At 40.6% G+C, this 23891-nt stretch carries 17 protein-coding genes and 1 CRISPR repeat array; of the genes, 8 read left to right on the top strand and 9 right to left on the bottom strand.

Annotation, left to right across the window (positions count from 1 at the left end; genetic code table 11):
* The first annotated feature begins 632 nt into the window (after positions 1–632).
* From cas9 to csn2, 4 genes are read left to right on the top strand one after another with little or no spacing between them, the layout of a single operon-like run.
* Positions 633–4751: a type II CRISPR RNA-guided endonuclease Cas9 gene (gene cas9, locus Q4A91_RS03130; RefSeq protein WP_303206802.1), complete on the top strand. Its 4119-nt coding sequence runs from the start codon at positions 633–635 to the stop codon at positions 4749–4751.
* Positions 4751–5617, top strand: a complete 867-nt coding sequence (gene cas1 / locus Q4A91_RS03125; RefSeq protein WP_303206801.1) for a type II CRISPR-associated endonuclease Cas1 — start codon at positions 4751–4753, stop codon at positions 5615–5617. The genes cas9 and cas1 overlap by 1 nt, the downstream gene beginning before the upstream one ends.
* The gene (gene cas2 / locus Q4A91_RS03120) at positions 5614–5958 is read left to right on the top strand and encodes a CRISPR-associated endonuclease Cas2 (protein ID WP_033629214.1); all 345 of its coding nucleotides are present in this window, start codon (positions 5614–5616) and stop codon (positions 5956–5958) included. Before cas1 ends, cas2 begins: the two co-directional genes overlap by 4 nt.
* Entirely contained in the window at positions 5948–6610 is a 663-nt protein-coding gene (csn2, locus tag Q4A91_RS03115; protein ID WP_303206800.1) for a type II-A CRISPR-associated protein Csn2, read from the top strand. The genes cas2 and csn2 overlap by 11 nt, the downstream gene beginning before the upstream one ends.
* 89 nt (positions 6611–6699) lie before the next feature.
* Positions 6700–7066: a CRISPR direct-repeat array (repeat unit 38 nt; unit sequence GTTTTAGAGCTGTGTTGTTTCGAATGGTTCCAAAACTT).
* A gap of 45 nt (positions 7067–7111) precedes the next feature.
* On the opposite strand, the gene Q4A91_RS03110 is transcribed toward csn2, so the two are convergent.
* The 6 genes from Q4A91_RS03110 to pbp1b form a co-directional block, all read right to left on the bottom strand.
* The gene (locus tag Q4A91_RS03110) at positions 7112–7792 is read right to left on the bottom strand and encodes a rhomboid family intramembrane serine protease (RefSeq protein WP_303206799.1); all 681 of its coding nucleotides are present in this window, start codon (positions 7790–7792) and stop codon (positions 7112–7114) included.
* Positions 7776–8315, bottom strand: coding sequence for a 5-formyltetrahydrofolate cyclo-ligase (locus tag Q4A91_RS03105; RefSeq protein ID WP_303206798.1), 540 nt, complete (start codon positions 8313–8315; stop codon positions 7776–7778). Before Q4A91_RS03105 ends, Q4A91_RS03110 begins: the two co-directional genes overlap by 17 nt.
* A gap of 11 nt (positions 8316–8326) precedes the next feature.
* Complete coding sequence (locus Q4A91_RS03100) at positions 8327–9457, bottom strand: N-acetyldiaminopimelate deacetylase (protein WP_303206797.1); 1131 nt, start codon at positions 9455–9457, stop codon at positions 8327–8329.
* Positions 9458–9524: 67 nt separating this feature from the next.
* Positions 9525–10223, bottom strand: coding sequence for a 2,3,4,5-tetrahydropyridine-2,6-dicarboxylate N-acetyltransferase (dapD, locus tag Q4A91_RS03095; RefSeq protein ID WP_000127466.1), 699 nt, complete (start codon positions 10221–10223; stop codon positions 9525–9527).
* Positions 10224–10307: 84 nt separating this feature from the next.
* Positions 10308–11219 carry a DMT family transporter gene (locus Q4A91_RS03090; protein ID WP_303206410.1) on the bottom strand — a complete coding sequence of 304 codons (912 nt, stop codon included), beginning with the start codon at positions 11217–11219 and terminating at the stop codon, positions 10308–10310.
* Positions 11220–11296: 77 nt separating this feature from the next.
* On the bottom strand, positions 11297–13804 hold the full coding sequence (gene pbp1b / locus Q4A91_RS03085) for a penicillin-binding protein PBP1B (RefSeq protein ID WP_303206409.1): 2508 nt from the start codon (positions 13802–13804) through the stop codon (positions 11297–11299).
* Between the two features lie 140 nt (positions 13805–13944).
* On the opposite strand from pbp1b, the gene tyrS reads away from it, so the two are divergent.
* Both tyrS and Q4A91_RS03075 read left to right on the top strand, forming a co-directional pair.
* On the top strand, positions 13945–15201 hold the full coding sequence (gene tyrS / locus Q4A91_RS03080; RefSeq protein ID WP_303206407.1) for a tyrosine--tRNA ligase: 1257 nt from the start codon (positions 13945–13947) through the stop codon (positions 15199–15201).
* Between the two features lie 54 nt (positions 15202–15255).
* On the top strand, positions 15256–16104 hold the full coding sequence (locus Q4A91_RS03075; RefSeq protein WP_303206406.1) for a putative RNA methyltransferase: 849 nt from the start codon (positions 15256–15258) through the stop codon (positions 16102–16104).
* A 151-nt stretch (positions 16105–16255) separates the two neighbouring features.
* Here the strand turns inward: Q4A91_RS03075 and Q4A91_RS03070 are convergent, their stop codons facing one another.
* The 3 genes from Q4A91_RS03070 to malQ all read right to left on the bottom strand — a co-directional run bounded on the left by Q4A91_RS03070 (position 16256) and on the right by malQ (position 20731).
* Positions 16256–16678: a hypothetical protein gene (locus tag Q4A91_RS03070; RefSeq protein ID WP_242746847.1), complete on the bottom strand. Its 423-nt coding sequence runs from the start codon at positions 16676–16678 to the stop codon at positions 16256–16258.
* A gap of 252 nt (positions 16679–16930) precedes the next feature.
* A complete protein-coding gene (gene glgP, locus Q4A91_RS03065; RefSeq protein WP_303206404.1) occupies positions 16931–19189 on the bottom strand; it encodes a glycogen/starch/alpha-glucan family phosphorylase in 2259 nt (752 codons plus the stop codon).
* A 24-nt stretch (positions 19190–19213) separates the two neighbouring features.
* A complete protein-coding gene (malQ, locus tag Q4A91_RS03060; RefSeq protein WP_303206402.1) occupies positions 19214–20731 on the bottom strand; it encodes a 4-alpha-glucanotransferase in 1518 nt (505 codons plus the stop codon).
* A gap of 474 nt (positions 20732–21205) precedes the next feature.
* Here malQ and Q4A91_RS03055 point away from each other — a divergent pair, with 474 nt between their 5' ends.
* Complete coding sequence (locus Q4A91_RS03055; protein ID WP_303206400.1) at positions 21206–22474, top strand: extracellular solute-binding protein; 1269 nt, start codon at positions 21206–21208, stop codon at positions 22472–22474.
* A 124-nt stretch (positions 22475–22598) separates the two neighbouring features.
* Entirely contained in the window at positions 22599–23891 is a 1293-nt protein-coding gene (locus tag Q4A91_RS03050) for a sugar ABC transporter permease (protein ID WP_303206398.1), read from the top strand.

Here is a 23891-nt window from a genome sequence, read left to right as displayed (position 1 = left end):
AAGAACTAGGATAGTTAATTATCCCAGTTCTTTTTATTTTGTATTGCTATCATCCCGAACATATATACTCTCAAAAGGAAATCGTATTTCTCGGTTAATCTACTAACAAGCTCCACCGAATTGATCTCGAATTCTATGAAAGCGCTACGATATTATTTGTTTTTTTCTAAAAATAGGAGTACAATGAGTTAGTATAATAAAATAAAAAGCACCGAATCGGTGCGCACTTTTTCAAGTTGTGTACGGACGAAGCCTTATTTTAACTTTGCTGTGTTGTTTCGAATAATTCCAACAACCTTATTGTACTATACTTGTCAAAAATTATCAAGTGAAATGTAAATCATTTTATAGATACGACAAAAAGATAGTTTGTCCTCATTTGAAACAATACAGTCCTAAAACTAAAATATAACTTATAATCAATTTTAGCACATTTTTACCGATACTTCATCATTATTCTATTGAAATTTTTAGTTAGAATGATACAATTAAATAAAGTTATATTTTAAGGAGATTATTTTGAAAAAGTTCAAATTCACTAAAGATAATTTAGCTATTCTAACTGAGACTTAATCAAAGCTCTCATTTCTTAATTTTAAAATTATAACTTAATACAACGGAGGTTTTTATACATGGAAAACAAAAATTACTCTATCGGACTTGATATTGGTACTAACAGCGTCGGATGGAGCGTTATCACTGACGATTATAAAGTCCCGTCGAAAAAGATGAAAGTTCTGGGTAATACCGATAAACGATTTATCAAGAAAAATCTCATCGGGGCTCTATTGTTTGATGAGGGAACTACTGCTGAGGCTAGACGCCTTAAACGAACTGCACGTCGTCGCTATACTCGCCGAAAAAATCGTCTTCGCTATCTTCAAGAAATCTTTGCTGAGGAAATGAGCAAGGTAGATAGCAGTTTCTTTCATCGATTGGATGACTCCTTTTTAATTCCTGAGGATAAAAGAGGGAGTAAATACCCTATTTTTTCTACCTTGGCAGAAGAAAAAGAATACCATAAGCAATTTCCAACTATCTATCATTTGAGAAAGCAATTAGCAGATTCAAAAGAAAAAACTGACTTGCGCTTGATTTATCTAGCATTAGCTCATATGATTAAATATCGCGGGCATTTTTTATACGAAGATACATTTGATATTAAAAACAATGATATCCAAAAAATCTTTAGCGAATTTATAAGCATTTACGATAATACCTTTGAAGGAAGTTCACTTAGTGGACAAAATGCACAAATAGAAGCAATTTTTACTGATAAAATTAGCAAATCTGCAAAGAGAGAACGCGTTCTAAAACTCTTTCCTGACGAAAAGTCCACTGGTCTCTTTTCAGAATTTCTCAAGCTAATTGTTGGAAATCAAGCTGACTTCAAGAAACATTTTGACTTAGGAGAAAAAGCTCCGCTACAATTTTCTAAAGATACCTATGATGAGGATTTGGAAAACTTGCTCGGACAAATTGGAGATGACTTTACTGATCTTTTCTTAGTTGCCAAAAAACTCTATGATGCTATTCTTCTATCAGGCATTTTGACTGTCACAGATCCTTCAACCAAGGCTCCATTATCAGCATCTATGATTGAGCGCTATGAAAATCACCAAAAAGACTTGGCAGCTTTAAAACAATTCATCAAAAACAATCATCCAGAAAAATATGATGAAGTTTTTTCTGACCAATCTAAAGATGGGTATGCTGGATATATCGATGGTAAGACCACACAAGAAGCATTTTACAAATATATCAAAAATCTTCTCTCTAAATTCGAAGGAACAGATTATTTCCTTGAGAAAATTGAACGTGAAGATTTCTTGAGAAAACAACGCACTTTTGATAATGGTTCTATTCCTCATCAAATTCATCTTCAAGAAATGAATGCCATTCTCCGTCGGCAAGGAGAACATTATCCATTTCTGAAGTACAATAAAGAAAAGATAGAGAAAATCTTAACCTTCCGTATTCCTTATTACGTTGGACCATTGGCTCGTGGCAATCGTGATTTTGCTTGGCTTACTCGAAATTCTGACCAAGCAATCCGACCTTGGAATTTTGAGGAGATTGTTGATAAGGCAAGCTCTGCAGAAGAATTCATCAATAAGATGACTAACTATGATTTGTATTTACCAGAGGAAAAAGTTTTGCCTAAGCACAGTCTCTTGTATGAAACATTTGCTGTCTATAATGAATTAACAAAAGTAAAATTTATTGCGGAAGGATTGAGAGACTATCAATTCCTTGATAGTGGGCAGAAGAAGCAAATTGTCAATCAATTATTCAAAGAGAAAAGAAAAGTAACCGAAAAAGACATCATTCATTATCTACACAATGTTGATGGCTACGATGGAATCGAACTAAAAGGAATTGAAAAACAATTTAACGCTAGTCTTTCTACTTACCATGATTTGCTCAAGATTATCAAGGATAAGGAGTTTATGGATGACCCTAAAAATGAAGAGATTCTTGAAAATATCGCCCACACGCTAACTATCTTTGAAGATCGTGAGATGATTAAGCAACGCCTTGCTCAATATGACTCTCTCTTTGATGAAAAAGTCATCAAGGCACTAACTCGTCGACATTATACTGGTTGGGGAAAACTCTCTGCCAAGCTGATTAACGGTATCTGTGATAAACAAACTGGCAAAACGATTCTTGATTATCTGATTGATGACGGTAAAATCAATCGCAACTTTATGCAGTTAATCAATGATGACGGACTTTCCTTCTTCAAAGAAATTATCCAAAAAGCACAAGTGGTTGGCAAGACAGATGATGTGAAGCAAGTCGTCCAAGAACTCCCAGGAAGCCCTGCCATTAAAAAGGGAATTTTACAAAGTATCAAGATTGTTGATGAACTTGTCAAGGTTATGGGCCGTGCTCCTGAGTCCATTGTGATTGAGATGGCACGAGAAAATCAGACAACTGGCAGAGGGAAAAAGAATTCTCAACAAAGATATAAGCGCATTGAAGATTCACTGAAAATATTAGCATCTGGACTTAACTCCAAAATTCTGAAAGAACATCCGACAGATAATATTCAACTTCAGAATGACCGTCTCTTCCTTTACTATCTCCAAAATGGGAAGGATATGTACACTGGGGAACCTCTTGACATCAACCAACTGAGCAGCTGCGACATTGACCACATCATCCCTCAGGCCTTTATAAAGGACGATTCGCTCGATAACCGTGTCTTGACTAGTTCAAAAGAGAATCGTGGCAAATCAGATAATGTTCCAAGTTTAGAAGTCGTTCAAAAAAGAAAAGCTTTTTGGCAACAATTGTTGGATTCCAAATTGATTTCAGAGCGCAAATTTAATAATTTAACCAAGGCTGAACGTGGCGGGCTAGATGAGCGAGATAAAGTTGGCTTTATCAAACGCCAACTAGTTGAAACACGACAGATCACAAAACATGTTGCTCAGATCTTGGATGCTCGCTATAATACAGAAGTGAATGAGAAGGATAAGAAGAACCGTACCGTCAAAATCATCACTTTGAAATCCAATCTAGTTTCCAACTTCCGTAAAGAATTTAGGTTATACAAGGTACGGGAAATCAATGACTACCACCATGCACATGATGCCTACTTAAATGCAGTAGTGGCTAAGGCTATCCTTAAAAAATATCCTAAACTCGAGCCTGAATTTGTCTATGGTGAGTATCAAAAGTACGACCTTAAGAGATACATCTCAAGATCTAGAAATCCTAAAGAAGTCGAAAAAGCAACTGAAAAGTATTTCTTCTACTCAAACTTGTTGAACTTCTTTAAAGAAGAGGTGCATTACGCAGACGGAACTATCGTAAAAAGAGAGAATATCGAATACTCCAAGGATACTGGAGAAATCGCTTGGAATAAGGAAAAAGATTTCGCAACCATCAAAAAAGTACTTTCCTATCCACAGGTGAATATTGTGAAGAAGCGAGAGGTGCAAACAGGTGGTTTCTCTAAAGAGTCCATTCTTCCTAAAGGAAATTCTGACAAGCTAATCCCTCGAAAAACAAAGAATATTCTTTGGGAAACTACTAAATATGGGGGATTTGATAGCCCTGTTATCGCCTATTCGATCTTGCTCATTGCCGATATCGAAAAAGGAAAAGCGAAAAAACTGAAGACTGTCAAAACTCTAGTTGGTATCACGATTATGGAAAAAGCCGCTTTTGAGGAGAATCCAATAACTTTCCTTGAAAATAAAGGCTATCATAATGTCCGTAAAGAAAACATCCTCTGCCTACCTAAGTATAGTTTATTTGAACTGGAAAATGGTCGCAGACGACTACTTGCAAGTGCAAAAGAACTTCAAAAAGGCAATGAAATAGTACTTCCAGTGTACTTAACAACCTTGCTCTACCATTCTAAAAATGTCCATAAACTAGACGAACCAGAACATTTAGAATATATCCAGAAACACCGAAATGAATTTAAGGATTTGTTAAATCTTGTATCTGAGTTCTCTCAAAAATATGTCCTCGCAGATGCAAATCTAGAGAAAATCCAGAACTTATATGCAGACAATGAGCAAGCAGATATAGAAATTCTAGCAAATTCGTTTATCAATTTGTTGACCTTTACTGCTTTGGGTGCTCCTGCTGCCTTTAAATTTTTTGGAAAAGATATTGATCGGAGACGGTACACAACTATATCTGAAATCCTCAACGCCACCCTCATCCACCAATCCATCACTGGTCTTTACGAGACTCGGATTGACTTAAGCAAACTGGGAGAAGACTAATGGGATGGAGAACCGTTGTTGTCAATACGCACTCTAAGCTCTCCTACAAGAACAATCACTTGATTTTTAAAGATGCCTCTCGGACAGAGTTGATTCACCTGTCCGAGGTGGACATCCTACTTTTAGAGACGACGGATATCGTTCTCTCCACTATGCTGATTAAACGTTTGGTGGATGAAAATATTCTAGTCATCTTTTGTGATGACAAACGCTTGCCAACGGCATACTTAATGCCCTACTACGGTCGGCACGATTCCAGTTTGCAACTCTCTCGGCAAATTGCTTGGAATGAAGATGTAAAGGCGGAAATCTGGACAACCATCATTGCACAAAAAATTCTCAATCAGGCTTTTTATCTAGGGAGTTGTGGTTTTCTGGAAAAGAGCCAGTCAATCATCGATCTCTATCATGGGTTGGATTTATTTGATCCTAGCAATCGTGAGGGTCATGCTGCTCGGATTTATTTTAACACCTTGTTTGGAAATGATTTTAGCCGTGAACAAGATAATGATGTCAATGCTGCCTTGGACTATGGTTACACTTTTATTTTGAGTATGTTTGCGCGTGAAATTGTGTTGTCTGGTTGTATGACTCAGTTTGGATTGAAACACGCTAACCAGTTTAATCAATTCAACCTCGCTAGCGATATTATGGAGCCTTTCCGTCCGATTATTGACCGAATCGTCTATGAAAATCGAAACAGTTCTTTTGTCAAAATCAAACGAGAGCTTTTTACTATTTTCTCAGATACCTTCCACTACAATGGCAAAGATATGTACCTGTCCAATATCGTCAGTGACTATACTAAGAAAGTCATCCAAGCTCTCAATCAACCGGAGAAAGGAGTTCCTGAGTTTAGGATATGAGTTATCGATATATGCGTATGATTTTAATGTTTGATATGCCGGTTGATACTATAGAGGAACGCAAGGCCTATCGGAGATTTCGTAAGTTCCTCATAGATGAAGGATTTATCATGCACCAATTCTCCATCTATAGCAAGCTCTTGCTCAATAACTCTGCTAATAACGCCATGATTGAACGCCTTAAGACGCACAATCCTAAAAAAGGGAACATCACTCTCTTAACCGTTACAGAAAAGCAGTTTTCTCGCATGATTTACTTAAATGGTGAGCGAAATACTAGCGTAGCAAACTCCGATGCACGTTTAGTTTTTCTAGGAGAGGAGCCTAGAGATGAAGATTAATTTCCCATTATTGGATGAACCATTAGCTATTGAAAATGCAACTTTTTTGGTTCTGGAAGACCAGTTTACCTTTTCAACTATCGTCAAGCAGTTCTACCAGTACACTGATGATGGAGAGTTAAAGTTGTTTAATAGAAATCTAAAAGCTCTGAAAGAATCTGAATTACTAGTGATAACGGATGTCTTAGGATACAATCTAAACTCACCTGCTATGCTCAAGCTGATACATGCAGATCTTGAAAATCAGCTTAATGACAAGCCAGAAGTCAAATCCATGGTTGAAAAACTGGTAGCTACGATTACAGAATTGTTAGCATTTGAGTGCTTAGAAAATGAACTAGACCTAGAGTACGACGAAATCACCATTCTAGAGTTGATCGATGCTCTAGGAGTCAAAGTTGAAACTCTGAGTGATACACCTTTCGAAAAGATGCTAGAAATTGTCCAAGTTTTTAAATATCTTTCCAAAAAGAAACTCCTTGTCTTCATCAATGCGACCGCCTATCTATCAAAGGATGAGTTGGTAAATCTGATAGAGTATATCCAACTCAATCAACTAAAGGTTTTATTTATCGAACCTCGAAAAGTCTATGATTTTCCTCAATATGTGCTGGATCAAGACTATTTCTTGAACCCTGAAAATATGGTATAATAAGGTAACAATTGGAACCTGACGAGCTGAAGTCTGGCTGGGACGAATGGCGCGATTACGAAATTTCGTGAGAAAAATTTTTCTACGAGGTTTTAGAGCTGTGTTGTTTCGAATGGTTCCAAAACTTATCATTGCATTTCTTACAACTTGCTTGTGTTTTAGAGCTGTGTTGTTTCGAATGGTTCCAAAACTTAGGAGTTGCCGATTTGTACTCAACTACGTTTTAGAGCTGTGTTGTTTCGAATGGTTCCAAAACTTAGAAAACTATTTGATAGTTCGCCTTATTGTTTTAGAGCTGTGTTGTTTCGAATGGTTCCAAAACTTCTATCTCAGCAATCCAACTAGCATTAGAGTTTTAGAGCTGTGTTGTTTCGAATGGTTCCAAAACTTTATCACGGGTTTTCTCAAGGCTTGGAAGGTTTTAGAGCTGTGTTGTTTCGAATGGTTCCAATATACAATAAAAGCTACTCAAAAAATGAGTAGCTTTTTAACTATTCCCCCCTACACATAGCTCATTCCCTTATAGCAAAGGAAAACGGCTAGTGCGATAAAAAGCACAGTTGCTCCGATTCGCTGGGTAGTACTGTACATCCTTCTCTCCCATTTAACTGGAAAAATAACTGCTAGAAAAGCACCTCCTACTGCCCCACCAATATGCCCAGCTAGGCTGATTCCTGGAATCAGAATACTTCCAATGATATTGATCACGAAAAGCGTCAGGTAGGATTGCCCCAACTGCTGGATATAGGGGCTGCGAGTCGCGTAGCGCAAAACGATAATCGCAGCAAATAATCCATAGAGAGAAGTGGAGGCACCTGCTGCTAGGACTTTCGGTGTGAAAGCAAAAACAAAGAGATTGCCCATCATTCCTGATAAGAGATAGAGAAAAAAGAACTGCTTAGAACCGAAAATCTCCTCCACCTGTCGTCCAAGAAAGTAGAGCGAAATCATATTGACAATAAAATGCTCCCATCCGATATGCACAAATATAGCCGAAAAAAGGCGCCAAATCTGCTCAGGGAACAGGCGAATGATCGGTCCATACATGGCTCCAAACTGAAGCAAGGTATCTGCTCGTTCAAAATTTAAACCTGTAAGAACCAACATCAAGAGAAATACCAATGCTGTCACTAGGAGGAAGAAACTAGTCACAGGATAACGTTTATCAAAGATTTCCTTCATCTATTAGCACCTCCTGAACAGGAATATCATGGTCTTCCAAGTTAAACTCCTGAAGTTGACAAGGATAGATTGTACTCATGGTGTACCCAGCAAAATGTTCTAGATAGCGGTCGTAGTATCCTCCACCATATCCGATCCGATAGCCCTCTGTTGTAAAAGCTAAGCCCGGAACATGGATTAAATCAATCTGAGACGGATCCACAACTTCCAAGTCTCCTTTCGGTTCCAGTAAATCAAAGGAAGTTTTTACCAACTGCTGCGGATGATAGACCACAAACTCCATGCGCCCCTTGGAATAGGTTTTGGGTATCAAAACCTTCTTGCCGTCCTTCAGCGCCTGCTCAATCAGTTCTTGCGTTTGAAATTCATGCGGAAAGGAGAGATAAGTTGCGATGACCTTAGCTTCTTGGTAAAAGGGATGATGTAATAAACGCTCGGTTAAAGCTCGATCCATAGCCTGTTTTTGCTCCTGAGATAGAGTCTTCATTTCTTGCAAAATTTTCTTGCGTAGTTCTGCTTTCATAGACAATTCCTCTACTCTGCTGCCTTCTTTTTCAGGAAACTAGAGACCGCATCTACCCCAATGGCTAAGGCTTCTTCCTTAGGGCTCATCTGAGGGTGATGAAGGGCATAAGGACTATCAATACCTAGCCAAAACATAACGCCATCTACCTTCGAAAGGAGATAACCAAAGTCCTCACCCGTCATAGCAGGCTCGATATCAATCAACTCGACTCCGTCTTTCTCTTCAAAAAAGTCCATCAGTTCACGCGCCAAGGCTGGATTGTTCTCAACAGGTAGGTAGCCTCCTTGTTTGAGTTCTACTTCGACTTCCATATCAAATGCTGCTGCAACCCCTTCTGCGACTGTCTTGACTCTTTTTTGTACCAAGAGGCTCATTTCCTGAGTCAAGGCACGAATGGTTCCGTGTAAAAAGGCTGTATCTGTAATGACATTGTTGGTTGTTCCAGCTTGGAAAACACCAAAGGTCACCACCGCTCCCTCGATTGGATTGACATTGCGGCTAACAACTGACTGTACCTGTGTCACAAAGTAACTAGCAGCCACCAAGGCGTCATTGGCTTCATGCGGAAAGGCTGCGTGTCCTCCTTTTCCTTTGAAACGAACCTTCACCTCACAAGTCCCTGCAAAGAGTGTATGGGTGTTGGTCGCAATCTGTCCAACCTTCAAATCCGGACGAACATGGAGACCATAAAACTGGTCTGGCAACCAATCTCCAAAAGCACCATCCTCATACATGAGCATACCACCAGCTTCATTTTCTTCAGCAGGCTGAAATAGGAAGAGCAGATTATTCTTGGGTTGCTCCTCAAGGGCGCGTTCGAGACAGCCCAAGGCAATGGTCATATGAAAGTCATGCCCACAAGCATGCATGCGACCTTGATGCTGAGAAGAAAAAGGCAGTCCTGTTTGTTCGACGATAGGCAGGCCATCAATGTCTGTTCGCCAACCAATGGTTCGTTCCGGCTGACTTCCCTGCAGGTAGACCAAAATCCCTGTCCGCCAAGTTCGAATTTGAACAAAATCCTTGCCCGTAGTCAATTTTTCAATCACATCCAGCAAATAAGCCTGAGTCTTGAACTCTTCCAAGCCAATCTCTGGAATCTGGTGTAAATCTCGTCTAGTCTGAATCAAATCTAACATCTATCTGTCCTCCTATATAGCAGAAAGAGGCTGGAAAAAGGGTTCCGCCTCTTTTTTACTTTTACAATTACAAGGTACGAAGCGCATCCTCTAGCGCTGTTTTTTGTTGAGTTTGGGCATCAATCTCTTTGATAATGCGAGCTGGAACACCTGCTACCACCACGTTTTCTGGGACATCTTGGGTAACGATAGCTCCTGCTGCGACAACTGAACCACTACCGATTTGAACTCCTTCGATAACCACTGCATTGGCACCGATAAGAACATTGTCTCCAACACGGACTGGTTCAGCACTAGCTGGCTCAATTACACCTGCCAAAACTGCACCTGCACCAACGTGACTGTTTTTCCCAACGATAGCGCGACCACCAAGGATGGCACCCATGTCAATCATGGTTCCTGCACCGATTTCAGCACCGATATTGATAACAGCTCCCATCATGATAACAGCATTGTCACCAATTTCCACCTGGTCACGGATAATAGCACCTGGCTCGATACGAGCATTGATAGCACGTTTGTCTAGCAAAGGAACTGCAGAATTACGAGCATCTTGCTCGACAACATAATCTTGATTTTCTACTAAACCTTCAAGAAGCGGAGCGACATCCTTCCAGTCTCCGAATAAAACATTTCCTAGTTTGACAACAGAGCTAGGCACAGCAGTTGCGAGTTGTCCTTCAAAGGTTACTTTAACACTGGTTTTCTTTTCAGCATTGGCGATAAATTGGATAATTTCTTGAGCGTTCATTTTTGTAGCAGTCATAGGTGCCTCCTGGTTCGTTATAATGATACCTATTCTACCAAAAAAGGCTTCAAATTTGAAGCCTCAACTATCAAATAATCATCTTTACCTGGCTTGTTTTGCTTCTTCTACAGATAAAAAAATCATCGGAATGATAATCAACACCATAGCCAAGGCCAAAAAACCATCCATGACCAATCCCAGAAAAAGAACACTTAATAAAGCTGAAGAAAGCGGTTCGCTAGCACTCACAACCGATACAACCAGCGGGGAAACGAGTGACACAGCCTTCATAGATAGGAAGAAAGCAAAAGCAGTACCAAACACGGCAATCGTCAGACAAATCAGCACACTTACTAAATCCACTTGAAAACTTATCTGATAAATAGGGTAGAGGAAATTACTAAAGAGCCCTGCCAGAATCATCCCCCAACCAACAGTCGGAACGAAACCGTAGCGCCGTGCAAAGCGTTGGGGAAGGATAACATTAAACATAACACCTACTGCACTGAGCAAACCTGTCACTAGAGCCAAAGGTGTCATGGATAACTGGGACAAATCCCCTTTTGTAGCCATCAAAAAAACACCTAGCATGGCAATCAAAACATAGAAAACAGCTGTAATCGAAGCTTTCTTCTGGTAAATGATTCGATTGTAAAACAGGATAAAAACTGGGCTGATAAATTGCAAAATGGTCGCCGTCGTCGCATTGGAATATTCAACGCAGAGATAAAAGAAAAACTGCACAGAAAAAATACCTAGAATAGTATAGGCTAAAAAAGGTAGATAATTTTTCTTATCACGCCAGATGTCCAACAAGCGGCTACGCAACTGAAAAGCAGATAAACCTAAAACCAAACTCCCCGCCACTAGTAAACGCATAGATGTTATCCATCCAGAAGACACTGGATAATGAGTGAAAAAATACTCTCCTAAAATCCCACAAATCCCCCAGATTAGGCCTGAGAGTAGCGAGTATACTGTTCCCTTAACAATCTTTTTCTGATAATGATTCATATTATTATTGTAACACGAAACCAACAAAGAAAAAAGTAGCAACAAGGAGAAATTACTAACCTTGCTACTACTCTTTCTTAACGATTAAATAGACGTGAACGTCCTGATGAACCACTTTGAGTATTTCCACTCGAACTTGAACTTCCAGAGCTACTGCTTGAACTTGAGCTTGGAGGAGTCACTGCTGGAACGCTTCCTAGAATATTCTTCCATGCGTTCAGATAATCTGCATCGCTTCCTCCAATAGCAAAGCGATAGGTGGTCACTGGGGCGCCTTCCTTAGTCGCCCAGTAGCTCGTTACTGTTGATCCAGAAACTTCTATTTCTTTCCCATTGATGGAAACCTTGCCTGGTTTTTGCCCTGTAGATCGGAGAACTTGCGACTTGGTCACACTTGGATCCAGATTAAAGCGCTCATTCCCCCATATTCCAGGTTCAGCTTGCTGGATAGCATTGACCAAGTGGGCCATATAGTTGGCATTGCGGTAGTGGCCTGCTCCTTTGGCTAGTGGTCGGTTGTCATCGTGACCTAACCAGCCACCCAAAGTCAAGCGAGGTGTAGAAAGCATGAGCCACATATTTTCATCTTCATTGGTCGTACCAGTTTTTCCGATCCAGTCAGCACGAGCTAGGGATGGATTGATAGTCGTCAAATCCGTCTGGAAACTTGAAGTAATCCGAGATGAAATGACATCTCGAAGGAGACTTTGCATGATGGTTGCTGTCGCTTTTGAATAAACTTGGACAGGCTCATCCTTGTGCTCGTATACCAGTCGGCCATCCGTTGACTCGATCTTCGCGATCATATGTTTCTTATGGTAAACTCCATTGTTGGCCAGAGTTTGATACCCGTTGGTATGCTGGGCAACTGTAACGTCAATCCCTCCACCCATCGGTAAACTTTCAATCCCATATTCTGGGATTTCGTAACCCATTTTTTCCATATAGCCTTTGACATCAACACCCTTCTCTCGAAGCGTACGATAAGTCCAGTAGGCCGGGATATTCCATGAGTAGTTAAGGGCTTCTCCCAATGTCATCATGCCTGTACCAGGACTATTGACATACATGATAGGATTTCCATTTGAAAAGTTGGTAGGATAGTTTGATAAGATACTTGCGCTTCCCATCAAACCTTGGTCAATAGCGATACCATAGGCCAATATAGGTTTTGTGGTTGAAGCTGGAGAACGCTTGGTATCGATAGCGTGATTGTTCTGATTTTCTTGATAATTACGGCCACCAACAAATCCAAGGATAGCTCCCGTTTGGTTGTCCATGAGGACATTCCCCACCTCAGGCTGGCCTGTTGAATCATCTAGCAGGTAGCCGTAGGTCGCAACCGCATTTTGCATCGCAGCATGAACATTTTTATTGATAGTTGTCGTAATCTTATATCCACCATTTTCGATTTCCTTGGTGGCTAGATCACGATAGGATTTCTGAATGGACTCATTCTTTAACTCTTGCGCAGAGACATTATCTCGTTGGACAAGGTAGTCGTACATGCGGTCAGTAGCTTCTGCCAAGGTTGCATAGTAGAGATAGTCACGCGAAGTACCACTAACACTACCTGATGGTAGGAAGTCTTTCTTAAAGTCATAATCTTTGTACTTATCGTAGTCTTCCTGACTTAGAGCTCCTGTCCTGTACATGTTGTAGAGGACATCCTTGGCACGCTTGATTCCTAAAGCCATGTCCTCATCACTCTTCATACTACCATCAGATTCATAAGGAGAATAACTGATTGGACTCTGTGGCAATCCTGCGATAAAGGCAGCTTGAGGGACCGTTAAATCCGAAGCATTGACACCAAAGATTCCTTCTGCAGCCTGCTGGGCACCTGCAATATTTTGGCCTTTATGATTGCGACCAAAAGGAGCTATGTTAAGGTAGGTTGTCAAAATCTCATCCTTACCCATGGCCCGCTCTAAAGCAAGAGCATCAATAATCTCTTTAGCCTTACGAGCTAGAGTTGGAGCATCCCCCACTACTTGTTGCTTGATGACCTGCTGGGTCAAGGTCGAACCACCACTAGACGAGCCTAGACCGACAAAGGTTCCCAAGGTCGCACGAATAACGGCCTTAGGCACAACTCCCTTGTGCTCATTGAAATGCTCGTCCTCTGTCGCAACAATGGCTTTCTTAAGGTTATCTGAGATAGCATCTGAAGCGACTGAAGTGCGCAACAAATCACCCTCGATCGAGGCAATGGTACTGCCGTCAGAATAAGTGATTTCTGAGATAGAGGCAATATCCTTCACTTGCTTGACCAACTCTTCTGCTTGAGGTACCTGGGCCTTGTCAAATAGAGCGACTCCATAACCCATAGCCACACCAGCGCCAAACAGTCCACCGATAAAACCTAAGATAAAGAGAGTATTAAAGGCTATTTTAAACCCACTCAAAACCTTAGCAAAAATAGACCCTGCCCTTCTAACTTTATCAGAAGAAGTCCCCTTTTTACTGTTTTTCTTATTAGCTAGTTTTTCTGCTAGTCTTTTCTTCCATTTTGCAATTCGTTGCATTAGCTGCTGGAAAAAATGCAACATTTTTGTTTTTAATTCATTAATTCTTTCTTTCATGAATGTCCTCGCTTTCTCTATTATACCATAAAAGGGAAACTTTCAATAAAATAGCCACTTTCTTCCCTATTCCACTAGGCTATTAATCAAGTTTGTGATACAATAGGTAGAAACAATATTTTATAAAGGAGAAAAGACACATGCACATTTTTGATGAGCTAAAAGAGCGTGGTTTGATTTTTCAAACGACTGATGAAGAAGCTTTGCGTAAAGCCCTAGAAGAAGGTCAAGTTTCTTATTATACTGGCTACGATCCAACTGCTGACAGCCTTCACCTCGGTCACCTTGTTGCAATCTTGACTAGTCGTCGTTTGCAACTAGCAGGTCACAAACCTTATGCGCTCGTTGGCGGTGCTACAGGTCTCATCGGAGATCCGTCCTTCAAAGATGCTGAGCGTAGTCTCCAAACAAAAGACACAGTAGAGGGCTGGGTCAAGTCTATCCAAGGACAACTTTCTCGTTTTCTTGACTTTGAAAATGGTGAGAATAAAGCTGTCATGGTCAACAACTACGACTGGTTTGGCAGCATCAGCTTCATTGACTTCCTCCGTGATATCGGGAAATACTTCACTGTCAACTACATGATGAGCAAGGAGTCTGTTAAAAAACGGATAGAAACAGGGATTTCTTACACAGAGTTTGCCTACCAAATCATGCAAGGATACGACTTCTATGTCCTAAATCAAGACCACAATGTTACCCTGCAAATCGGTGGTTCTGACCAGTGGGGAAATATGACTGCTGGTACTGAATTGCTTCGTCGTAAGGCTGACAAGACTGGTCACGTAATTACTGTTCCACTGATTACAGATGCAACTGGTAAGAAATTTGGTAAATCAGAAGGAAACGCAGTCTGGCTCAATCCTGAAAAGACTTCTCCATACGAAATGTACCAATTCTGGATGAATGTTATGGACGCTGACGCTGTTCGCTTCTTGAAGATTTTTACCTTCTTGTCACTGGACGAGATTGAAGACATCCGTAAACAATTTGAAGCAGCCCCACACGAACGCTTGGCTCAAAAAGTCTTGGCTCGTGAAGTCGTGGCTCTTGTTCACGGAGAAGAAGCTTACAAAGAAGCCCTCAACATCACTGAGCAACTCTTTGCAGGAAACATCAAAAATCTTTCTGTTAAAGAACTCAAACAAGGACTTCGTGGAGTGCCAAACTACCAAGTACAAGCAGACGAAAACCACAATATCGTAGAACTCCTTGTGTCATCTGGTGTTGTTAACTCAAAACGCCAAGCCCGTGAAGACGTCCAAAATGGAGCTATCTACGTCAACGGCGACCGCATTCAAGACCTTGACTATGTCTTGAGTGACACAGATAAGTTGGAAAACGAACTAACTGTTATTCGCCGCGGGAAGAAAAAATACTTCGTTCTTACATACTAAAAAAGCAGACTGGAGGCATTTGCCATCCAGTCCTTTTTTTGCTAGACTAAAACTATGAATACAAACCTCAAACCAAAACTCCAGCGCTTTGCTGCCGCAACTGCCTTTGCCTGCCCCATCTGTCAAGAAAATCTGACCTTGGTCGAAACCAGTCTCAAGTGTAGCAAGCGTCATTCTTTTGATTTATCAAAATTTGGCTATGTTAATCTGGCTCCTCAAATCAAGCAATCTGCCAACTACGACAAGGAAAACTTCCAAAACCGCCAAGAAATCCTAGAAGCTGGATTTTATCAGGATATTTTAGAAGGCATCTTGGGCATACTAGCCACTAAACCATCCGCAAAAACAGTCTTGGATATCGGTTGTGGCGAAGGCTTCTACTCTCGCAAACTCCAAGAAAGTCATCCTGACAAAACTTTCTACGCCTTTGATATTTCTAAAGATTCCGTTCAAATCGCTGCCAAGAGCGAACCCAACTGGGCGGTCAACTGGTTTGTTGGAGACCTGGCTCGCCTCCCTATAAAAGACGCCAGCATGGATAGCCTGCTTGATATCTTTTCCCCTGCCAACTATGGGGAATTTCGTCGCGTTTTATCCAAAGATGGGATCTTGATCAAGGTCATCCCAACTGAAAATCACCTCAAAGAAATCCGTCAAATGGCGCAGGACCAGCTGACAAAGAAGGATTATTCTAATCAAGATATCAAGGAACATTTCCAGGAACACTTCAGCATCCAATCTCGTCAGATTGCTTCCTTAACAAAACCTATCACAGCAGAGCAACGCCAAGCTCTGCTTGCCATGACTCCTCTCCTCTTTCACGTTGATCAAACCAAGATTGACTGGAGCCAGTTGACTGAGATTACCATCGAAGCAGAGATTTTAGTTGGGAAAGCAGTGTAAGCCTGCATTTAATAAGATATAAACCCCATATCTCAAAAGAGGTATGGGGTTTTAAAAGTGCAGCTCTACTCTTGATAACTCTACTTAGATTAATTCAGTAAATAGCTACCGAATCCCTTTAGTATTTTATTTACAAGTCTACTGTAGCTAGCTATTCTTTCATTTCAGCAAATGTTACTATAAGTGATGCTATTAAACCTAGCCCCATAATAATTAAAACAATAGTACCATTAAATGGCTGGATACCAAGTGCTGTATGATTTAAAATAAATGTATCATATACATCATATACAATAAACCAAAAAATTGCAAACAAAATTGACAATTTAATCCAATTAAATAATACGGACATAAACAAGACCGGTGTTGCAATTAAAAACAGCAGTGCAATTTTAATAATTGAAAATAGAATTCTAACTGCTGAAAATAGGAAGCCAAAAATTGCCTTTATACTAGAAAAGATAAATGAATAGTTTTTCTTTTTAGTTGAATATTCTTCTCCTACTGCAGTCGCTTGTTCTGTAACTTTAAAATGATCTCCCTCACGGTTTAAACGATATTTTTTCTCTACCATATCATCCCTCCTAAAACTAAATCATATTATATTTTAGTGTTTTTAGCTATTGTTTAAAGTCTGTAAGTTGTAATATGGGAGCCAAACATTTATCTACTTGCCCTACAGTAGGCTAACAACCAAATATCTTCATGATTAAGAGATACTACAAAAGTCATGAATGAAAATATTTGTCGATTTTCTATTAAACTTATAACCTAGTAAAAAACAATGAAAGACATTCTCATCTTTCATTGTTTTTGTAAAAGAATCTTAGTTCAAGTGCCAGATATCTTCGTTGTACTGAGCGATTGTACGGTCAGATGAGAAGAATCCTGCTTTAGAAATGTTAACGATGACTTTATCCAACCATGCGTCACGGTCTTCGTAGTCAGCAAGCATTTGCTCTTTCACTTTGATGTAGTCTTCCAAGTCAAGGAGAGTCATGAACCAGTCTTTGTTGATCAATTCATTGTAAAGACGTTCCAAGCGTTCTTTCTTACCTACTGCAAGAACAGCATCGCTCACGATGAAGTCAACCAACGGTTTGATAGCTTCACGAGCATAGAATTCGCTTGATTTGTAAGCAGCTTTTGCATAAAGGTCGATAACAGTTTCTGAATCTTCACCAAAGATGTAGATGTTTTCGTCGCCAACCAATTCAGCGATTTCCACGTTAGCTCCGTCCATAGTACCAAGAGTCAAAGCTCCGTTCAACATGAATTTCATGTTACCAGTACCTGAAGCTTCTTTAGAAGCAAGTGAGATTTGTTCTGAGATGTCACATGCTGGAATCAAGAAGCTTGCTGCAGTAACGTTGTAGTTTTCAACCATTACGACTTGCAAGTGTGGAGCTACAGCTGGGTCGTTAGCAATCACTTCTGACAAGCAAAGGATCAAGTGAATGATGTCTTGGGCAATTGTGTAGGCAGGAGCTGCTTTACCACCAAAGAATACTGTGATTGGACGAGCAGGGATGTTACCAGCCTTGATATCAAGGTATTTGTGGATGACATACAAAGCGTTCATTTGTTGGCGTTTGTACTCGTGAAGACGTTTGATTTGGATATCAAAGATAGAGTTTGTATTGATTTCTACACCTTGGTGTTCTTTCAAGTGACGAGCCAATTTACGTTTGTTGTGAGCCTTGATGCTTTCCAATTTTTCTTTGACAGCAGCCTTGTCTTCGTATGACAAGAGTTTTTCAAGCTCATCTGCTTCATGGTGCCAACCATGTCCAAGAATCTCATCCAAGTAGTGAGACAAGCTTGGGTTAGCATGCATGAGCCAACGACGGAATGTGATACCGTTTGTTTTGTTGTTGAATTTTTCTGGGTAGATGTCGTAGAAAGCTTTCAACTCTGAGTTCTTCAAGATTTCAGTGTGAAGAGCTGCAACCCCGTTTACACTGTATCCGTAGTGGATATCCATGTGAGCCATGTGAACACGTCCACTCTCATCGATGATTTGAACAGCTGGATCTTTGTATTCTGCCTTCACACGGCGGTTCAATTCTTCGATGATTGGTACCAAGTGAGGAACCACTTCTTGCAAGAATTCAAGAGGCCATTTTTCAAGAGCTTCAGCAAGAATTGTGTGGTTAGTGTAGGCAGTCATGCTACGAACGATTGAGATTGCTTCATCAAGTTCGATACCACGTGCAGTCAAGAGGCGGATCAATTCAGGAATCACCATTGATGGGTGAGTATCGTTGATTTGTACAACAGCGTAGTCCGCAAGGTCATGCAAGTTGCTTCCTTTTTCAATCGCTTCGTCGATGATCAATTGCGCACCGTTTGAAACCATGAAGTATTGTTGGAAGATACGGAGCAATTCGCCTTGCTTGTCGCTATCGTCTGGGTAAAGGAAGAGAGTCAAGTTGCGAGCGATATCTGTCTTGTCAAAGTTGATACCATCTTCGATGATAGAAGAATCAACTGAATCCAAGTCAAACAAACGCAAGCGGTTTTTAGTAGCTGTCTTGTAACCTGGTACATCGATATCGTAAAGAGTAGATGTCAATGTGAAGTGTGCAAATGGCACTTGGTAGCTACGGCTTGAGCGTACCAACCAGTTTTGTTCTGTCAACCAAGCGTTAGGAATCGTTTCTTGTTGGTTGTTTTTAAGAACTTGTTGGAAAAGACCGAAGTGGTAGTTCAAACCAACACCATCACCATTCAAACCAAGTGTAGCGATTGAGTCGATAAAGCAGGCTGCCAAACGTCCCAAACCACCGTTACCAAGTGATGGTTCCAATTCTACTTCTTCGATTTCGATCAACTCTTTACCTGCAGCAGCAAGTTCTTTTTTCACATCGTCGTAAAGACCAAGGTTAATCAAGTTGTTTGACAAGAGTTTACCGATCAAGAACTCAGCTGAGATGTAGTAAACTTTTTTCTTACCAGTATTCACTGGTTTTTGGCTGCTAGCAAGCTTGCTGTAGTTAAGAAGAGCAAGGTAAAGCTCTTCATTGCTACATTCTGCAATGGTTTTATTGTAACGCTTTTGTACAAATTCGTTTAATGGTAACATGTTTATGTGTCTCCTGATAATGTCTTATTTCTTTAATTCTACCAAATTTTCATTGATTCGGCGATAAATTGTAGTCAAGTCAAGCAAAGTTTCTTCAACCGCTGGTGTGAGTTGGTCTGCTGTCATACGCCATGACCAGTTTCCGCCAAGAGTAGATGGGAAGTTCATACGAGCTGACTCATCTAGTTCTAGCAAGTCTTGCATGGTTGCAATAGCCATGAAGCTAACAGATGAAAAGACTGTGCGAAGCATTGCGTGTGGCACTGTTTCGTACTCTTTACGGTTCGTGTAACGAGCCATGTATTCACGAGTTGGATCGTCAATCTCATTACGGTACCAACCAAGGACCGTATTGTTGTCGTGTGTTCCTGTGTACATAACAGAGTTGGCAGGTGCCAAGTGTGGGCTATCGATACTTTCATCTTCTGGGTTGAAGGCGAATTGAAGAATCTTCATTCCTGGGAAGCCAGTGCGTTCACGCAACTCGATGACTTCATCTGTCATGAAACCAAGGTCTTCTGCGATGATGTTTAGCTCACCAAGCTCTTCCTTAACGGCTGCGAAGAGTTTGTAGCCTGGACCTTTCACCCATTTACCAGGTGCTGCTGTATCGGATCCAGCAGGAATTTCCCAGTAAGATTCGAAACCGCGGAAGTGATCGATACGAACGATATCGTAGATCTTGAAGCTTTCGCGCAAGCGTTCAACCCACCATTTGTAACCGTCTTTGTCCATTGCTTCCCAGTCATAGATTGGGTTGCCCCAAAGCTGACCAGTGGCAGAAAACTCATCTGGTGGGCATCCTGCGATGCAAGTTGCTTTACCATTGGAATCTGTCTTGAAGAGATGTGGATTTGCCCACATGTCGCTTGAATCTTCCGCTACATAGATAGGCATGTCCCCAACGATTTCGATGTGGTTGTCGTTAGCGTAGGCTTTCAATTTCAACCATTGTTGGAAGAAGAAGTATTGAGTCACGCGGTGGTAAACCAACTTGTCTGCCAATTTCTCACGGTAGCTTTCAAGCGCTGAAGCTTTACGGGCACGAGCATCTGCATCTGGCCATTCTGTCCAAGCAAGATTGCCAAAATGCTCTTTGATCGCCATATACTCAGCGAAGAGTTCAAGCCATGATTGGTTGTCTTTAGCAAACTTCTCAAAATCTTTGACATCTCCCACTTCCAAGAAGCGTTTAACTGCTTTTTCTAAAAGCGGACGACGTGCATAATAAATCTTCGCATAGTCAACTTCAGATGCATCGCTACCAAAGTCAACACCTTCAAGATCACTGGCTTCGAGCAAGCCTTGCTCTACCAAGATATCAAGGTCGATAAAATGCGTATTTCCAGCAAAGGCCGAGAATGATTGGTATGGAGAATCTCCATAGCTTGTTGTCCCGAGAGGGAGGATTTGCCAGTAACGTTGCTTCGTACGAACCAAGAAATCGACGAAATCATAGGCAGTCTGGCCAAATGATCCAATCCCGTATGCTCCTGGTAGAGAAGAGATGTGCATCAACACACCACTTTGACGTTTTTTCATAATAGCACCTCATGTGTTTGTTATAAAACGTTGCGCAATCAAGGCGCAAACGTTTGCGTTAAATTAAGTATAGCGTATTTTAAACACAAATGCAAGCGTTTTTAAAAAATTTTTTTGAATTATTTTAATCAAACAAAACTTGTTCCCACTGATATTTTATGAAATGAGCCAAAAAAATTTTAAAGATTTTCTGATTTAAGATAATTCATTCCCAATATCTGCTCTATTTTCTGAAAAAACAAGCCGAATTTACGCAATCGTTTCCCTAATATATTTTCCATTCAAGAGAAGCAAACGTTTTAAGTTCTTTCCTATATAAAGGCTTTAACAAATGTTTGAAACCTTAAATTTTTTTTAAAAAACTTTTTAAAAAAGCTTGCAACCGTTTTCTATTTGTGCTATACTAGGCTCATAAAAGAAAACGTTTGCGTTTTCTAAATAAATTATACTGTTATTCTTTAGGAGGAATACACTATGTCATCTAAATTCATGAAGAGCGCTGCTGTGCTCGGAACTGCTACTCTCGCTAGCTTGCTCTTGGTAGCTTGCGGAAGCAAATCTGCTGACAAAGCTGCTGATACTAGCTCTTCAGAAGCACAAGAAATCACTTTCTACGTTGAAGACCAATATAAAGCCTTCGCTGAATCAGCTGCAAAAGCTTACGAAAAAGAATCTGGCGTAAAAGTTACGATCAAAACAGGAGACCAAATGGGTGGTCTTGATAACCTTTCACTTGACAACCAATCTGGTAAAGCCCCTGATGTTATGATGGCCCCATACGACCGTGTAGGTAGCCTTGGTACTGACGGACAACTTTCAGAAGTAACTCTTAGTGATGGTGCGAAAACAGACGATACTACTAAATCTCTTGTAACTGTTGGTGGTAAAGTCTATGGTGCTCCAGCCGTTATCGAGTCTCTTGTAATGTACTACAACAAAGACTTGCTAAAAGAAGCTCCAAAAACTTTCGCTGACTTAGAAAACCTTGCTAAAGATAGCAAATATGCTTTCGCTGGTGAAGATGGCAAAACTACTGCCTTCCTAGCTGACTGGACAAACTTCTACTACGCATACGGACTCCTTGCTGGTAACGGTGGTTATGTATTCGGTCAAAATGGTAAAGATCCTAAAGATATCGGTCTTGCAAACGACGGAGCAATCAAAGGTATCGAATACGCTAAATCTTGGTACGAAAAATGGCCTAAAGGTATGCAAGATACTGAAGGTGCTGGTAACTTGATCCAAACTCAATTCCAAGAAGGCAAAACAGCTGCTATCATCGATGGTCCTTGGAAAGCTCAATCCTTTAAAGATGCTAAAGTAAACTACGGTGTTGCGACTATCCCAACTCTTCCAAACGGTAAAGATTACGCAGCATTCGGTGGTGGTAAAGCTTGGATCATTCCATCAAGCACTAAGAACCTTGAAGGCTCTCAAAAATTTGTAGACTTCCTAGTTTCAACTGAACAACAAAAAGCATTCTACGATGCAACCAACGAAATCCCAGCTAACACTGAGGCTCGTACTTATGCTGAAGGCAAAAACGATGAGTTGACTACAGCTGTTATCAAACAGTTCAAGAACGCTCAACCAATGCCAAACATCTCACAAATGTCAACAGTTTGGGATCCAGCAAAAACTATGCTCTTTGATGCTGTAAGTGGTAAGAAAGATGCGAAAACAGCTGCTAACGATGCTGTAACATTGATCAAGGAAACAATCCAACAAAAATTTGGTAACTAATTGAATTGTTCAAGGGGGGTGGAAGCAAAATCCCCCTTTGAATTTATAGATATGCTTCTTATCAGATGTACGTATCTTACGATTGAATCCGAGTTTAAACTTGCATCCTATGAAAGGAGTAATCATGGAAAAACAACAGCCTCGCAAAGCAGCCTTGCTGTCAATCATTCCTGGTTTAGGACAAATCTATAACAAACAAAAAGCTAAAGGATTTATTTTCCTTGGCATTACTGTTCTATTTGTTCTGTATTTTCTAACACTTGCAACCCCTGAATTGAGCAATTTGGTCACCCTTGGTGACAAACCTGGCCGTGATAATTCACTGTTCATGCTGATTCGCGGTGCTTTCCATTCTATCTTTGTTGTCGTTTACTTGCTCTTTTACATCTTTAATATTAAGGATGCACATACGACTGCTAAACGTATCAACAACGGTATTCCCGTAGCCCGTACCTTCAAGGACATGATTAAAGGCATTTATGAAAATGGATTCCCATACCTTTTAATCATCCCATCGTATGTAGCGATGACATTTGCAATTATCTTCCCTGTTATCGTAACCTTGATGATTGCCTTTACCAACTACGACTTCCAACACTTGCCACCAAACAAATTGTTGGACTGGGTTGGTTTAACGAACTTCACAAACATCTGGAGTTTGAGTACCTTCCGTTCAGCCTTTGGTTCCGTTCTTTCTTGGACCATTATCTGGGCTCTATCTGCTTCTACTTTGCAGATTGTCATTGGTATCTTTACTGCAATCATTGCCAACCAACCATTTATCAAAGGAAAACGTATCTTCGGTGTTATTTTCCTTCTTCCTTGGGCAGTTCCAGCCTTCATCACTATCTTGACATTCTCAAACATGTTTAATGATAGTGTTGGTGCTATCAACACCCAAGTCTTGCCTCTTTTGTCTAAGGTCCTTCCTTTCCTAGATGGGGCTCTTATCCCTTGGAAAACCGATCCGACTTGGACTAAGATTGCCTTGATTATGATGCAAGGTTGGCTAGGTTTCCCATACATCTACGTTTTGACCTTGGGTATCTTGCAGTCTATTCCTAACGACCTCTACGAAGCGGCTTACATCGATGGTGCCAATGCTTGGCAAAAATTCCGCAACATCACTTTCCCAATGATCTTGGCTGTTGCAGCTCCAACATTGATTAGCCAATACACCTTCAACTTTAACAACTTCTCTATCATGTACCTCTTCAATGGTGGAGGACCTGGTAGCGTTGGTGGTGGAGCCGGTTCAACTGATATCTTGATTTCATGGATTTACCGTTTGACAACTGGTACAGCCCCACAATACTCTATGGCGGCAGCTGTTACCTTGATTATCTCCATTACTGTCATCTCTATCTCTATGATTGCATTCAAGAAGCTACACGCATTTGATATGGAGGACGTCTAA

Origin of the sequence: Streptococcus sp., from assembly GCF_030528045.1 — a bacterium.
GTDB lineage: Bacteria > Bacillota > Bacilli > Lactobacillales > Streptococcaceae > Streptococcus.
This window is presented reverse-complemented; position numbering and strand designations above follow the sequence as displayed.